11 protein-coding genes are annotated in these 13,779 nt (G+C 64.3%); 4 read left to right on the forward strand and 7 right to left on the reverse strand.

Annotated elements, in window-relative coordinates; genetic code table 11:
* Positions 1-16: 16 nt before the first annotated feature.
* The 4 genes from ACNJX9_RS14825 to ACNJX9_RS14840 all read right to left on the reverse strand — a co-directional run bounded on the left by ACNJX9_RS14825 (position 17) and on the right by ACNJX9_RS14840 (position 4,915).
* A complete protein-coding gene (locus ACNJX9_RS14825; protein ID WP_439409381.1) occupies positions 17-1,090 on the reverse strand; it encodes a branched-chain amino acid ABC transporter permease in 1,074 nt (357 codons plus the stop codon).
* A 3-nt stretch (positions 1,091-1,093) separates the two neighbouring features.
* Entirely contained in the window at positions 1,094-1,987 is an 894-nt protein-coding gene (locus tag ACNJX9_RS14830) for a branched-chain amino acid ABC transporter permease (protein WP_057749289.1), read from the reverse strand.
* Positions 1,988-2,165: 178 nt separating this feature from the next.
* Positions 2,166-4,097 (reverse strand): long-chain fatty acid--CoA ligase, encoded by a 1,932-nt coding sequence (locus ACNJX9_RS14835; RefSeq protein ID WP_439409382.1) that lies wholly within the window; start codon positions 4,095-4,097, stop codon positions 2,166-2,168.
* Positions 4,094-4,915, reverse strand: coding sequence for an ABC transporter ATP-binding protein (locus ACNJX9_RS14840; protein ID WP_057749283.1), 822 nt, complete (start codon positions 4,913-4,915; stop codon positions 4,094-4,096). The genes ACNJX9_RS14835 and ACNJX9_RS14840 overlap by 4 nt, the downstream gene beginning before the upstream one ends.
* Positions 4,916-5,252: 337 nt before the next feature.
* On the opposite strand from ACNJX9_RS14840, the gene ACNJX9_RS14845 reads away from it, so the two are divergent.
* A complete protein-coding gene (locus ACNJX9_RS14845; protein ID WP_439409383.1) occupies positions 5,253-5,927 on the forward strand; it encodes a Crp/Fnr family transcriptional regulator in 675 nt (224 codons plus the stop codon).
* Here the strand turns inward: ACNJX9_RS14845 and ACNJX9_RS14850 are convergent.
* A complete protein-coding gene (locus tag ACNJX9_RS14850; protein WP_439409384.1) occupies positions 5,924-7,180 on the reverse strand; it encodes an MFS transporter in 1,257 nt (418 codons plus the stop codon). The two genes, ACNJX9_RS14845 and ACNJX9_RS14850, sit on opposite strands and share 4 nt — an antisense overlap.
* Before the next feature lie 293 nt (positions 7,181-7,473).
* Here ACNJX9_RS14850 and ACNJX9_RS14855 point away from each other — a divergent pair, with 293 nt between their 5' ends.
* Together ACNJX9_RS14855 and ACNJX9_RS14860 are read left to right on the forward strand one after the other, a co-directional pair.
* The gene (locus ACNJX9_RS14855) at positions 7,474-10,797 is read left to right on the forward strand and encodes an adenylate/guanylate cyclase domain-containing protein (RefSeq protein ID WP_439409385.1); all 3,324 of its coding nucleotides are present in this window, start codon (positions 7,474-7,476) and stop codon (positions 10,795-10,797) included.
* A gap of 21 nt (positions 10,798-10,818) precedes the next feature.
* A complete protein-coding gene (locus tag ACNJX9_RS14860) occupies positions 10,819-11,502 on the forward strand; it encodes a redoxin domain-containing protein (protein WP_271599839.1) in 684 nt (227 codons plus the stop codon).
* 10 nt (positions 11,503-11,512) lie between these two features.
* Here ACNJX9_RS14860 and ACNJX9_RS14865 read toward each other — a convergent pair whose 3' ends face one another.
* Complete coding sequence (locus ACNJX9_RS14865; RefSeq protein ID WP_439409386.1) at positions 11,513-12,352, reverse strand: uroporphyrinogen-III synthase; 840 nt, start codon at positions 12,350-12,352, stop codon at positions 11,513-11,515.
* Positions 12,353-12,512: 160 nt separating this feature from the next.
* Here ACNJX9_RS14865 and purU point away from each other — a divergent pair, with 160 nt between their 5' ends.
* Positions 12,513-13,376: a formyltetrahydrofolate deformylase gene (gene purU / locus ACNJX9_RS14870; protein ID WP_439409387.1), complete on the forward strand. Its 864-nt coding sequence runs from the start codon at positions 12,513-12,515 to the stop codon at positions 13,374-13,376.
* A gap of 70 nt (positions 13,377-13,446) precedes the next feature.
* On the opposite strand, the gene ACNJX9_RS14875 is transcribed toward purU, so the two are convergent.
* Positions 13,447-13,731 (reverse strand): hypothetical protein, encoded by a 285-nt coding sequence (locus ACNJX9_RS14875; protein WP_220003142.1) that lies wholly within the window; start codon positions 13,729-13,731, stop codon positions 13,447-13,449.
* Between the last annotated feature and the right edge of the window lie 48 nt (positions 13,732-13,779).

The following is a 13,779-nucleotide window of genomic DNA, read 5'->3' on the forward strand; positions in this document are numbered from 1 at the left end:
GTGAAGTTGCCCGTGCTCAATGCGAGAACGGGTAGAGTTTCCAGTACGCCTTGATCTGCCGCCAGCGATGCGCGAGCCCGTCAGGCTCGAACATCAGGAATGCGATGATGATCACCCCGATCGCGATCTCGCGCAGGAAGGTGACGTTGTTGTTGAGCGACAGCGCCTTGTCGATCGCACCGCCCTTCAAGTGCAGGCTGATGAATTCCATGGATTCCGGCAGCAGCACCACGAAGGCGGTGCCCATCAGCGTGCCCATGATCGAGCCGGTGCCGCCGATTATGATCATGGCGAGGAACAGGATCGAGCGCTCGATGCCGAACCCTTCCTGGGAGACGACGAGCTGGTAGTGCGCGTAGAGCGCGCCGGCGATGCCGGCGAAGAAGGCGGCGAGACCGAACGACAGCGTGCGGTATTTGGTGAGGTTGATGCCCATGATCTCGGCGGAGAGATAGTGGTCGCGGATCGCCACCAGCGCGCGGCCGTCGCGCGTGCGCATCAGGTTGGTGACGAGGATGTAGCTCGCCAGCACATAGGCCAGCACGACGTAGAAATACTGCCTGTCGCCGCGCAGCGTGTAGCCCAGAATCGAGAACGGCTCGGCGCTCGCAGGTACCGAGCCGCCCGAAAACCATTCCGCGCGGGAGAAGAAGTCGAGCAGGATGTATTGCGCGGCCAGGGTCGCGATGACGAGGTAGAGTCCCTTCAATCGGGCCGCGGGGATGCCGAAGATCAAGCCGACCATCGCGGTGACGACACCGGCGAGCGGGATCGCGAAGAACACCGGAATCGGCGCGTTGTTGGAGAGATAGGCCGAGGTGAAGGCGCCGAGCAGGAAGAAGGCGGCGTGCCCGATCGAGATCTGCCCGGTGAAGCCGACCAGGATGTTGAGGCCCAGCGCCGCGATCGAGAAGATGCCGATCTGGATCAGGATGCTGAGCCAGTATCCGCCGAGGACCTGCGGCACGAGGCAGAGCAGCAGCACGCCAAGAATCGCGAAGTTGCGGCTGGTCGTGGTCGGGAAGATCGTGGTGTCGGCCGCGTAGGAGGTGCGGAAATCACCAGCAGGGATGAGGGCAGGGCCGGCCATGGGTCAGATCCGCTCGATGTCGTGGGTGCCGAACAGGCCGTAAGGCTTGATCATCAGCACGATGATGAGGACATAGAAGGGTGCGATCTCGTAGAGATTGCCCCAGTGCAGGTACTGGCTGTCAACATATTGCGCGACGTTCTCGAGCAGGCCGATGATGATGCCGCCGAGCACCGCGCCGCCGACGGAATCGAGCCCGCCGAGGATCGCCGCCGGAAACACTTTGATGCCGTAGGCGGCAAGGCCCGAGGACACGCCGTTCACCACGGCGACGACGACCCCTGCGACCGCCGAGACGGTGGCCGAGATCGCCCAGGCCATCGCGAACACGCTCTTGACGGAAATGCCGAGCGACTGCGCGACTTGCTGATTGAACGCCGTGGCGCGCATCGCAAGGCCGTACTTCGAGGCGCGGAAGAACCAGGCCATGCCGATCATCATTGCGAGCGAGACGACGAGGCTCATGACATAGACGGTCTGGATCTGGAGGCCGAACAGTCCGACGGACTGGCTCTCGAACACGCGCGGGAACGGCTGCGGATTGACGCCGAACATCCATTTCAGCGTCGCCTGGAGCACGGTGGAGAGGCCGATCGTCACCATGATCACCGAGATGATTGGCTCGCCGATCATCGGACGCAGGATCAGGACCTGGATCGCGATGCCGAACACGAACATGAACACCAGCGTGATCGGCATGCCGATCCAGAACGGCACCTGGTACTTGGCGAGCAGCGCCCAGCACACCCAGGCGCCGACCAGCAGCAATTCACCTTGCGCGAAATTGACGACCTGCGTCGCCTTGTAGATCAGCACGAACGACATCGCGACCACGCCGTAGAGCGTGCCGACCACGAGACCGTTGACCAGGAGCTGGATGAGGAAGGCGGTGTTCATTTATGGTCTCCTGCCGCACTCTCATCGTCATTGCGAGCGCAGCGAAGCAATCCAGCATCTTGCCGCGCAGACAGTCCGGATTGCTTCGCTGCGCTCGCAATGACGCAGTGCGTGTAGCAAAGCCTTGCCGCAAGCGGGGAGAGGCGAAGGATAGCGGCGGGCTGGGCTGGAAGTGAATTCACTCGGCGGCCTCCGCCAAGGGACCATGCCCGCCCAGATCCACCACGCGCAGCGTGGTGCGCACGCGTTGCGTGGTGCCGTCCTGGAAGCGAATCACGGTGTCGACGGGGATGTCGGGATCGCCGCGGTAGATCGCGTCGATGATTTCAGCGTATTTCTCGTTGATGACGCCGCGGCGCACCTTTCTTGTGCGGGTGAGCTCGCCGTCGTCGGCATCCAGCTCCTTGTAGAGCAGCAGGAAGCGCGAGATGCGTTGCGCCGGCGGCAGCGTGGCGTTGACGGTCTCGACCTCCTTCTGGAGCAGAGCGTAGACCTCGGGGCGCGAGGCGAGGTCGCTGTAGGTGGTGAAGGAGAGGCGGTTCTTCTCCGCCCATTTCGAGATGATGGAATAGCGGATGCAGATCATTGCCGCGAGCGCGTCACGTCCGGCGCCGAGCACCACGGCCTCGGCGATATAGGGCGAGAATTTCAGCTTGTTCTCGATGAATTGCGGCGAGAAGCGCTCGCCGCGCGAGGTCTCGGCGAGATCCTTGATGCGGTCGATGACGACGAGCTGATGGTTTGCGTTGAAATAGCCGGCATCGCCCGACAGCATCCAGCCGTCCCTGATATCGGCGACGCTCGCTTCCGGGTTCTTGTAGTAGCCCAGGAACATGTTGGGGTGTCGCACCACGATCTCGCCGACGCCGTGGATGTCGGCATTGTCGATGCGGATCTCGATGGTGTCGGCCATAGGCACGCCCGTGGTGTCGGGGTCGACCTTGCCTTCGGGATGCAGCGTGTAGGCGCCGAGCAACTCCGTCTGGCCGTAGAGTGTGCGCAGCGGCACGCCCATCGCCTGGAAGAACTTGAAGGTATCGGGCCCGAGGGCCGCGCCGCCGGTGGCCGCCGAGCGCAGGCGGGTGAAGCCGAGCCGGTCGCGCAGCGCGCGGAACAGGACCGCGTCGGCGAAGCCGGAGCGCTTGCCCTGTTCGAGCGCGGCAAGTCCGCTGTTCATACCGATGTCGAACAGGCGCTGCTTGAAGGGCGTCGCATCCATGACCTTGGCGCGGACATCGGCGGCGATCGCTTCCCAGACCCTGGGGGCAAAGAGCACGAATGTCGGCGCGATCTCGCGCAGATCGTTCATCATCGTATCGGGCTCTTCGACGAAGTTGATCTTCATCCGGCAAAGCAGGCCTTTACCGAGCACATAGACCTGTTCCATGATCCAGGGCAGCGGCAGCACCGAGACATATTCGTCGTCCGGCCCCTTCGGGTCGAAAGCGAGATAGGTCGCGCAATGGCCGAGCACGCGGCCGGCGGCGAGCATCGCGAGCTTTGGATGCGAGGTCGTGCCTGACGTCGTGCAGAGGATGGCGACGTCCTCGCCCTTGGTGGCATCGACCAGGCGATCGTAAAGCTCCGGCTCGCGGGTCGCGCGAGCGCGGCCGAGCTCGGCGAACTTCTCCGCCGACATCAGCCGCGGGTCGTCATACTTCCGCATGCCGCGCGGATCGGAGTAGATGATGTGCCTGAGCTTGGGCACGCGTTCGGCCAGCGCCAGCAGCTTGTCGACCTGCTCCTCGTCCTCGGCGAAGACGAGCTGCGCTTCGCCATAATTGAGCAGATAAGAGGCTTCTTCATTCAGGACGTCGCGATAGAGCCCGAGGCTCAATCCGCCGATCGCATGGGTCGCCACTTCCGCGGCGACCCAATCCGGCCGGTTATCACCGATGATGCCGATGACGTCACCGCGACCAAGCCCCAGCTCGACGAGGCCAAGAGCGAAATCGCGCACCCGGGTCTCGTAATCGTTCCAGGTGAACGGGCGCCAGAGGCCGAGATCCTTTTCGCGGAGCGCGATCTCGTTGCCGTGCTCCTTCGCGTTGAGCCGGAGCATCTTCGGATAAGTGTCGGCCTGGGCGACGCGGGCTGCGTAATCCATCATGCCGCGCTCTCCTGCGCCGGCGGGGCATCGTCTGGGTCGACGAGCGCCTCGTCCTCCTCGCCAAGATAGGCGCGCTTGACGTGGGGATCGGCGAGCACGGCGGCCGGATCGCCCTCAGCGATCTTGCGGCCGAAATCCAGCACCATGACGCGATGGGAGATATCCATCACCACGCCCATGTCGTGCTCGATCATCACCACGGTCATGCCGAACTCCTCGTTGAGGTCGACGATGTAGCGGGCCATGTCCTCCTTTTCTTCGAAGTTCATGCCGGCCATCGGCTCGTCGAGGAGGATGAGGCGCGGCTCCAGCGCCATGGCGCGGGCGAGCTCGACGCGCTTGCGCAGGCCGTAGGGGAGGGTGCCGGCGGTCGCCTTGCGCACCGACTGCAGGTCAAGGAAGTCGATGATCTCCTCGACCTTGCGGCGGTGTTCAAGCTCTTCCTTGCGCGCGCCGGTGAGCCAGTATAGCGAGCCGGTGAGGAAGTTATTCTTCAGGAGGTGATGGCGGCCGACCATGATGTTGTCGAGCACGCTCATGTGGTGGAACAGCGCCAGGTTCTGGAAGGTGCGGCCGATGCCGAGCTTGGGGCGCGCATTCGGCGTCAGCCCCGTGATGTCGCGGCCTTGGTAGAACAGCTGGCCTTCGGTCGGCTTGTAGCGGCCGGAAATACAGTTCACGATCGAGGTCTTGCCGGCCCCATTGGGGCCGATGATCGAGAACAGTTCGCCCTCGTTGATGGCGAAGCTGACGTCGGTCAGCGCGCGAACGCCGCCGAACCGCAAGGACACGCCGCGCACTTCGAGACTGGTAGCCACCAAACAAATCCCTCCCGGTGATGGCGCATTCTGCGGCGCTCTTCGTCGGTTCGTACCGGGCGATCCTAATACGGCCTTGCCGGTGAGGCCATGCAGCAGATGGTCCCGACCGGAGCCGCGCCGCTCTTGTCCCGTTTGGGATCAAAAGCCGCATCGCCCGAGGTGGTTCTCAATAGGGGAAAGCGCTATTTTGAAATGTCTCCGGCCTGACAATTCTGCGACAAAGTTTTTTCGGGCGGCCGCGGCTTACATCTTTCGTCGGATGGTGGTCGGAATGATCATGCTGCAATGCAGCAGAAGGATGGAGTGACTAAACGGTGCGGCTGGCCTCGCGATCATGATTTCAGAGGATCAACTGAGGCGCGTCGCAGCCTGGTCGCGCGAGCTCTCGCCGGCGGAGACCGAGGTCGCCCGCGCCGGGATCACGGAGCGGTCCTACGGCACCGGCGAGACCGTGTTCATGCGCGGTGACAAATTCGACTATTGGGCCGGCATGGTGAGCGGCCTTGCCCGCATGGGTGGGGTGTCGCGCGACGGCAAGGAGACCAGCCTTGCAGGGCTGACCGCAGGCGCCTGGTTCGGCGAAGGCAGCGTGCTCAAGAACGAATTGCGCCGCTACGACGTGGTCGCGCTGCGCGACAGCCGCGTGGCGCTGATGGAACGCTCGGCCTTCATGTGGCTGTTCGAGAACAGCGTCGGCTTTAACCGTTTCCTAGTACGCCAGCTCAACGAGCGGCTCGGCCAGTTCATCGGGATGCTCGAGGTCAACCGCACGCTCGATGCGACCTCCCGCCTTGCCCGCAGCATTGCCTCGCTGTTCAACCCGATCCTTTATCCGGAATCGACCGCGCATCTGGAGATCACCCAGGAGGAGATCGGGGCGCTCTCCGGCATGTCGCGCCAGAATGCCAACCGCGCATTGAACCGGCTCGAGAAGGAGGGACTGCTGCGGCTCGAATATGGCGGTGTCACCATCCTCAATGTTGAGCGGCTGCGTGGATACGGGGACTAACGCGCATTGGCGGGCGCGTGCGCCGGCCAGAGGTCGGCGCGCCAGCGGATGGCGATGGCCAGCATCGCGATGAAGCCGGCAGCGGCGTAAAACGAGCCCGTTGCAGAAAAGCCGATGACATCGATCAGGCTGCCGGCACAGAGCAATCCGATCGGCAGGCCGTAGATCACCATCATGCGCACGCCCATCACGCGGCCGCGCAGATGCGCGCTGGCTGTGCGCATCAGGATCACGGCCGCCGAGATCATCGACATGCTCTGGGCGATGCCGGCCAGCACGAGACAGGCCATCGCCACGGGTATAGTCCGGATTTCGACAAACACCAGCAGCAGCGTGTACCAGGCCAGTGTCGCGCCGATCAGGAGCCGGGCAATGCGCAGGCCGCTGATCAGGCTGAGTGTGATGGAGCCGATCAGCGAGCCCAGCGCGAAGCTCGCCGAGAGATAACCGAGGCCGGTCTGGTCGGTATGAAAGATGTCCCGCGCGATATAGGGCAGCAATCCATTCGTCAGCGGAAAGGCGGTCAGATTGGCCAGGAATGCGACGCAAAGCGCGGCCAGCATGGCCGGACCGTTCCAGGAATAGACAAGGCCTTCCTTGAGATCGCGCAGCAGCCGCGAGCCCGAATGGCTCTCGAACGCTCGATGCTCGGCGGACTTTGCGGGGCGGGTCAGGCAAGACATGAGAATGGCGGCGACGACATAGAGGCAGGCGATCACCATATAGACCTTGCCGATGCCGAAGGTCGCGAACAGTCCGGCTCCCGTCAGCGCGCCAGCGATGCGCGCGCTATCCTGGGTCGTGCGCGACAGGCTAATCGCCCCCACCAGCAGCTCGGCCGGCATGATGTCGGCGAGCAGCGCGCTGCGCAGGCCGAGATCCGAGGAGCGGATGAGGCCCATGATCGTCACGATGACCATCACCTTGAGCGGCGCCAGATTCCCGGTCAGCGCCAGCACCATGATGGTCGAGGCAAGCACCGTATAGGTGAGGCGCAGCAGTACTAGCAGATCGCGGTGACCCATGCGATCGCCGACCATACCGAGCACCGGAGCAATCAGCGTTCCCACATATTGCAGCGAGGCGAGAATGGTGAGCAGCAGTACAGACCCGGTCTCGACCAGGATGTACCAGCCGAGCACCAGCGTCTCAATCTCGAATGCCCAGGAGGTGAGCAGGTCCGACGGCCACTGAAAGCGATAGTTGCGGATCCGGAATGGTGCGAGCGCGGAAGGTCCTGTGGGTGTGCTCAAGATGCGTTGACGGGTTTCACGGCGATTCCCGGTCCTTATTATTTGTTGTTCTGTTCGGCAGGGTAGCCCCGGCGCCCCGGCTGTCAATTGGCGCTACCGCATGCCACCATGTTTGGCGACGACGTGCGGTGCACCAACGCGCCAGCGGCATCGGTTGTCCGGCCAATACGGCCCCACGGACTAGCCACCGCTTGCTCTTCCGGCATGCAAAGCCCATTCTGGTTTGCATCCTGAGGCCCATCCTCGCAGGGCCACCAGATCACACCATCGCGGCTTACGCGAGGTCTTGAGCCATGACGTGCTCGGGTTGCGGTTTCGAGGTCCAGGCCGGCTTTGCCTTCTGCCCGAAGTGCGGCACGAAGCAGCCGAACGCATGCCCTGGCTGCGGCTTTCCATGCGCGCCGGATTTCGCCTATTGCCCGAAGTGCGGCGTCCTCGTCTGTGAGGTCTCCGCGGGCAGCGGGCAGGCATCGGCGCGGGCGAGCCCGAGGACGGTGCCGATCCGGTCCTCCTCTCCGCCGCTCGCGCCGACGGCCGAAGCTCAAGCCGCATTTCGACCTCTCTCGGGCGAGGTCGAGAGCGAAGCGAACCGCCGCACCATCACCGTGCTGTTTGCCGATCTCAGCGGCTTTACTGCAATGAGCGAGCGGCTCGATCCGGAGGTTATGCAGACCCTTCAGAACGAATTGTTCGAGGAGTTGACGGCCGCGGTGCAAAGCTTCGGCGGCTTCGTGGACAAATTCATCGGCGATGCGCTGCTTGCTCTGTTCGGTGCACCGGCCGCACACGAGGACGACCCGGAGCGGGCGGTCCGCGCTGCCCTCGATATGATCGGCCGGACGGCGCGTCTCAGCGAACGCGCAAAGGCATATGCCGGCTCACCCCTGCTGCTCCATGTCGGCATCAACACCGGGCACGTCGTCGCGGGCGGGCTCGGTGTGGGCGCTGCCAAATCCTATTCGGTGACCGGCGACACCGTGAATACCGCCCAGCGACTGCAGTCGATGGCGGCGCCGGGCGAGGTGCTGGTCGGCCCGTTGACCCACCGCCTGACGCGGCACGCGTTCTCCTACGACTCGCTTGGCGAGGTCTCGCTCAAGGGCAGGATGGGCAGCGTTCTGATCCATCGTCTGAAGGAGCCGCTCGAGACGCCGCGTGCGGCACGAGGCCTCGACGCGCTGGGCCTCAATGCGCCGGTGATCGGCCGCGACGCAGAGCTTGCGCGCATGATCGGCAGCCTTGATCTGGCGTGCGGCGGCGCGGCTCAACTGGTGCGCCTGGTCGGCGAAGCCGGCATCGGGAAAACCCGCCTGGTCAGCGAATTCGTAGCCCGCATCCGCGATGACGATCGCTTCGCAGGCGTGGCGATCCGGCAGGCGGCCTGCTCGCCGCTCGGCGAACAATCCTATGGCACGCTCGCCGCAGTGCTGCGCAGCGCCTATGGCATCGCGCAGAAGGCCGGCGCCGCGGAGGCAGAGGCGAAAGTCGCGCAAGCGCTGTCGGAGCTTGGCCTCGCGACGGACGAGGCCCACCGCCTGATGCCCCTCTATCTGCACGTGCTCGGCCTCGGCGACCCCGGTGCCGTGCTGAGGCACGTCGAGCCCGAACAGCTCCGCCGGCAGATATTCTTCGCGATCCGCACCATCTTTGAACGCCGCCTGGCACTGTCGCCGCTGCTGATTGTCGTCGAGGACCTGCACTGGGCCGACGCGGTGTCCCTTGAAGCGTTGCGGTTCCTGATGGACCGTTTAGAGCGGACGCGGCTGATGCTGCTGTTCACGCATCGGCCGACGCTGGAACTGGACCAGTTCGGTTCGAGCAAAATCAGTCACGCAACCCTTCGGCTACCCCAACTTGGCGAGGTTGACGGACAAAGATTGCTCGCGGCCTATTTCGTTCACGGTTGGCGTGAACCGCCGGGACGCCTGTTCAGTCGTATCCTCGATCGCGCCGGCGGCAATCCGCTTTTCCTCGAGGAGATCATCCGCGGCCTGATCGAAGCCGGCGCCCTGGAGCGTGACGGCGCGCTATGGCGGGTGAAGTCGGATGAAGCCGCCGCGGACATTCCGGCGAGCATCCAGGCTTTATTGCTAGCGCGCCTCGACCGCTTGCCGCACCAGGTGCGCCGCCTGGCACAGGAGGCAGCGGTGATCGGCCCGCGCTTTGATGCGGCTGTTCTCGGCGCTGCGGCAACCGATCCGGCAAGGGTTGATGCAGGGCTCGAACTTCTGTGCGAGGTTGAGATCATCGAGGAGATCGCGGGCTCGAACTCGATTTCCCTGCGGACCTACCGTTTTACGCAAACCATGCTTCAGGATGTGATTTATCAAAACCTGCTCCTGCAGCGCCGGATCGAGCTTCATGAACGGATTGGTGCCGCGCTGGAACGGCTTTATGGTGATGAGCCGGAGCGCCTCGAAGATCTCATACTGCTCGGACATCACTTCAGTCTGAGCGCGAGCAGGCCGAAAGGGGCGCGCTATCTGCGCGCCGCCGGCGATCGCGCACGCGCAAGCTACGCCAATGACGATGCCCTTCGATTCTACCAGCAGTCGCTCGAAGTACTGTCGACCGGCAGCGAATGGGAGCCGGAACGCCTCGTCCTGCACGAGCGCATTGCCGACCTCTGTCGCGTGGCTGGCCGCCGAAGCACGGCCGAGGAGCATTATCGATGCGCGCTGGAGCGATACCGCGCGGCAGAGGACCGCGTCGGCGAGGCGCGAATTCTTCGCAATCTCGGCCGATTGTTGTGGGACGCCGGCAAGCGCGTCAACGCGGAGGCGCACTATGCCGAGGCGGCAGAGCGGCTTGCGGGGGTCGACGCGCCGATCGAGTGGGCACACCTCCTGCAGGAGCGCGGCCGCCTCGCGTTTCGCGTGGGTGATCACGTCGCTGCCGCGCGATGGGCCGACGAGGCGCTCGGTCACGCGCGCTCTGTGTCGGTGGACGCGGACGGTCAGGCCGGCATCGAGGCGGCGCGCGCCATTGCGGAGGCGCTCAATACCAAAGGGGTTGCGCTGGCGCGGCTTGGGCGACACCAGGATGCAGTGCATGAGGTGGAGCAAAGTGTCGCGTCTGCCGAAGCCGCCGGCCTCCTCAATGTGGCGTGCCGCGGCTACACCAACCTCGGAGTGCTCTACACGATCATCGACCCGGCGCAAGCCATCGACGTATGCCGGCGTGGGCTCGATGTCGCTCATCGCATCGGCGATCTCGGCTTCCAGGCGCGCCTTCTCGCCAACTTTTCCGTCGCCTGTTGCACCTTCACGGACAGATGCACCGATGAGGGGGTGCCGGCTGCCGAAAAGGCGATCGAGATCGACCGTGCGCTCGATCAGCGCGAGCATCTCCCGGTTCCTTTGATCGTGCTCGGGCAGATCCATCAGTGCCATTTCCGGCCTGACCTTGCCGTGCGCTGCTACCACGAGGCCATCGAGGTCGCGAGTGAGACCGGTGAGCCGCAGCAGCTCTTTCCATGCTATGATGGTCTTGCGACTTTGAATCTTGATCGAGGCGACCTGCCGGAGGCCGAGCGTTATTTCGCGCTGGCCCATGATGTCTGTGAGCGGCATGGGCTCGATCCTGCTGGGCTGATCGTACTGCCGTTTCTTGACTAGCCAATGTGAGGGAGTTCAACCATGTCAGATCGTCATGTCGATGGACCGCTGCAACCGGGTGATCGCGCACCGAACGTCGTGCTGGAGGCCATCACACGCGAAGGGAAGATCGCGCTCGAGGATTACCGCGGGCATCGTCCGATATTGGTCGGCTTGTTTCGGGGCCTGCACTGCCCATTCTGCCGGCGCCACATCGCGGCGCAGGCCCAGCTCGACGGTGCGCTGCGCGGAAGGGGCATTGAAAGTCTCACGATCGTCAATACGCCGGCCGACCGGGCGCGGCTCTACTTCCGCTATCATCCCCTGCCGAACTTGCTCGCTGCCTCCGACCCCGAGAGGGTCTCGCATCGAGCGTTCGGTTTGCCCAATCTCGAGTTCACGGAAAACGAGACCGATTGGCCGCGCAAGGTCGGCATGGATGTGCTCATGAGCATGCCACCAGTCGATATGCCCGGCGAATTGCCTGGGCCGATGGCGCGTCCGGCGGCCGCCGAGTACCTCAACAACAAGGACGGCTATGAGATGACCGAAGCCGACCAGCGCATGGCGGCAGGCGGCACAGGCCAATTGTTCGGCCAATTCCTGCTCGATCGGGAAGGGATCGTGCGCTGGACGTTCACCGAGGTTCCGGATGGCGGCCGGCGCATGTTCGGCGCGCCGAGCCATCAGGAACTGATGTCGGCCGCCTCGCAGGTGGCAAGCTAGGCAAGGAAGGTCAGCTCGCCGTCCTCGGCTGCCTTTCCGCCAACGCCGCTGCCATCGCCGAGATCAGCGGGCGCATGAAGAAGGCCTCATCGGCCGGCGAAACGTCGGTGCGCAAACCATGCGCGGCGAGTTCGCCGGAGACGGCCGGTCCGACTGAGGCGATCAAGGTCCGCTCAAACCCCGCGCGCAGCTTCGCTTCGCTGCCATGCGCCTTGGCCGCCTCGATCAGCCGGCGGACCTGGCCAAGATTTGTCAGCGCGATGGAGTCGATGCGTCCCTCCGCCATCTCGTCGATGGCGGCGACGATATTGCCGTCCGCGGCTTTGGAGTCGTAGACGTAAGGCAGCACCGTATCGACCTCCGCACCTTGCGCCGCGAGTGCGCCGGTCAGCGCGCTGTGGTCCTTGTCCGGATAGAGCTGGAGGCCGAGGCGGTGCCCCTTCAAGTCGAGCTTGCCCAGCATCTCGATCACGCCTTCGGTGGTCGGCTTCTCGGTGGTCTGCTGCGCCTCGAGCGCGATTTCACGCAGCGCCTTGCCGGGTTTCGGCCCGCGGGTAAATTTTCGCGATTTGGCCAGTGCCGCGACAAAGGCCTGGTCGAGCCCGCGCGTGCGCGCGAGCTTCATGATCCGCCGCAGGCCTTCACCGGTCATCAGCACGAGGTCGTCAAACGGCTTGTCGATGGCGCGGTGGATCCAGGCTTCGACCGGGGCCGGGTCCGGCGCATCCTGAATGGTGAACATCGGGCATTGCACGACCTCGGCGCCCTGCTCGGCCAGGAGCTTCGAGAACTGCGCCTCCTCGCGGGTCTCCAGGATCAGGATGCGGGTGCCGTTCAAGCGGTCGGCCATGGGCGTGCTCCGGTCAGTCCAATTTCGCAATCGTCCGTTCATCCTGACTCCGTCGTCGGGATTGGCGCAAGGCCAGCCACAGTGCTAGAGCAGGGCGCAAATCGCGGGTCGTTCCGCGCCGCTGCCCAATCTTTCGTCAAGAGCCATCTCTTCAACAGCCATGCCCGATCATCAATACGTTCTGACCCTGTCCTGCCCGGATCGTCCCGGCATCGTCTCGGCGGTGTCGACCTTCCTGGCGAACTCCGGACAGAACATTCTCGACGCCCAGCAGTTCGACGACGTCGAGACCAAGAAATTCTTCATGCGCGTGGTGTTCACCGCGGCTGATCTCGCCGTGGAACTGGCGGCGCTGCAGACCGGCTTTGCCGCGATCGCCGAGCGTTTCGGCATGGAGTGGCTGATGCGCGACCGCGCCGCGCATCGCAAGGTGATGCTGCTGGTGTCGAAGTCCGACCATTGCCTGGTCGACATCCTCTACCGCTGGCGCACCGGCGAATTGCCGATGAGCCTGGCCGCGATCGTCTCCAACCACCCGCGCGAGGTCTATGCCGGGCTCGATTTCGGCGAGATACCGTTCCATTATCTGCCAGTCACCAAGGAGACCAAGCGCGAGCAGGAGGCCCAGATCCTCGATCTCGTCGCCAGGACCGGGACCGATCTCGTGGTGCTCGCCCGCTACATGCAGATCCTGTCGGATGATCTGTCGGCAAAACTGTCCGGACGCTGCATCAACATCCATCACTCGTTCCTGCCGGGCTTCAAGGGCGCCAAGCCCTATCACCAGGCCCATGAGCGCGGCGTGAAGCTGATCGGCGCCACCGCCCATTACGTCACGCGCGACCTCGACGAAGGCCCGATCATCGACCAGGACGTCGAGCGCATCAGTCATCGCGACACGCCTGAGGATCTCGTTCGCAAGGGCCGCGACATCGAACGCCGCGTGCTCGCGCGCGCGATCCGCTATCACCTCGACGACCGCGTCATCCTCAACGGCCGCAAGACCGTGGTGTTCGTGGATTAGCGAATGGTGAGTGGCGGGTAGCGAATAGAAAAGGGGGCATATTCGCACTCCCTATTCGCCATTCGCCACCTCAGTGCACCGCCTCGCCCGACGTGGATCCGGTCGCGCCCTTCTGCGCCTGCTCTTCCTTGTCGCGATCCGCCGCCGGCATCAGCCGCTTGCGCTCGCGTTCCTTCATGTAGGCGTCGTATTGCGGCGTGCCCGGCCGGGGCGGGGCATCCGCCGGCAGGCCGCCGGCCCATTGCGGGATGTAGTCGCCCATGCCGGCCGAGAGCTTTTCGTTGACCGTGCCGCAGCCGGACAGGCCCGCGGCGAGCGCGAGCAGGGAGACGATGAAACGGAAACGTCTGGACATGGTCGGGTGCAGCAATCGGGACGAGGGACCGGGCGCCGGACGAGCGGC

Source organism: Bradyrhizobium sp. BLXBL-03 (genome assembly GCF_051853015.1).
Lineage (GTDB): Bacteria > Pseudomonadota > Alphaproteobacteria > Rhizobiales > Xanthobacteraceae > Bradyrhizobium > Bradyrhizobium manausense.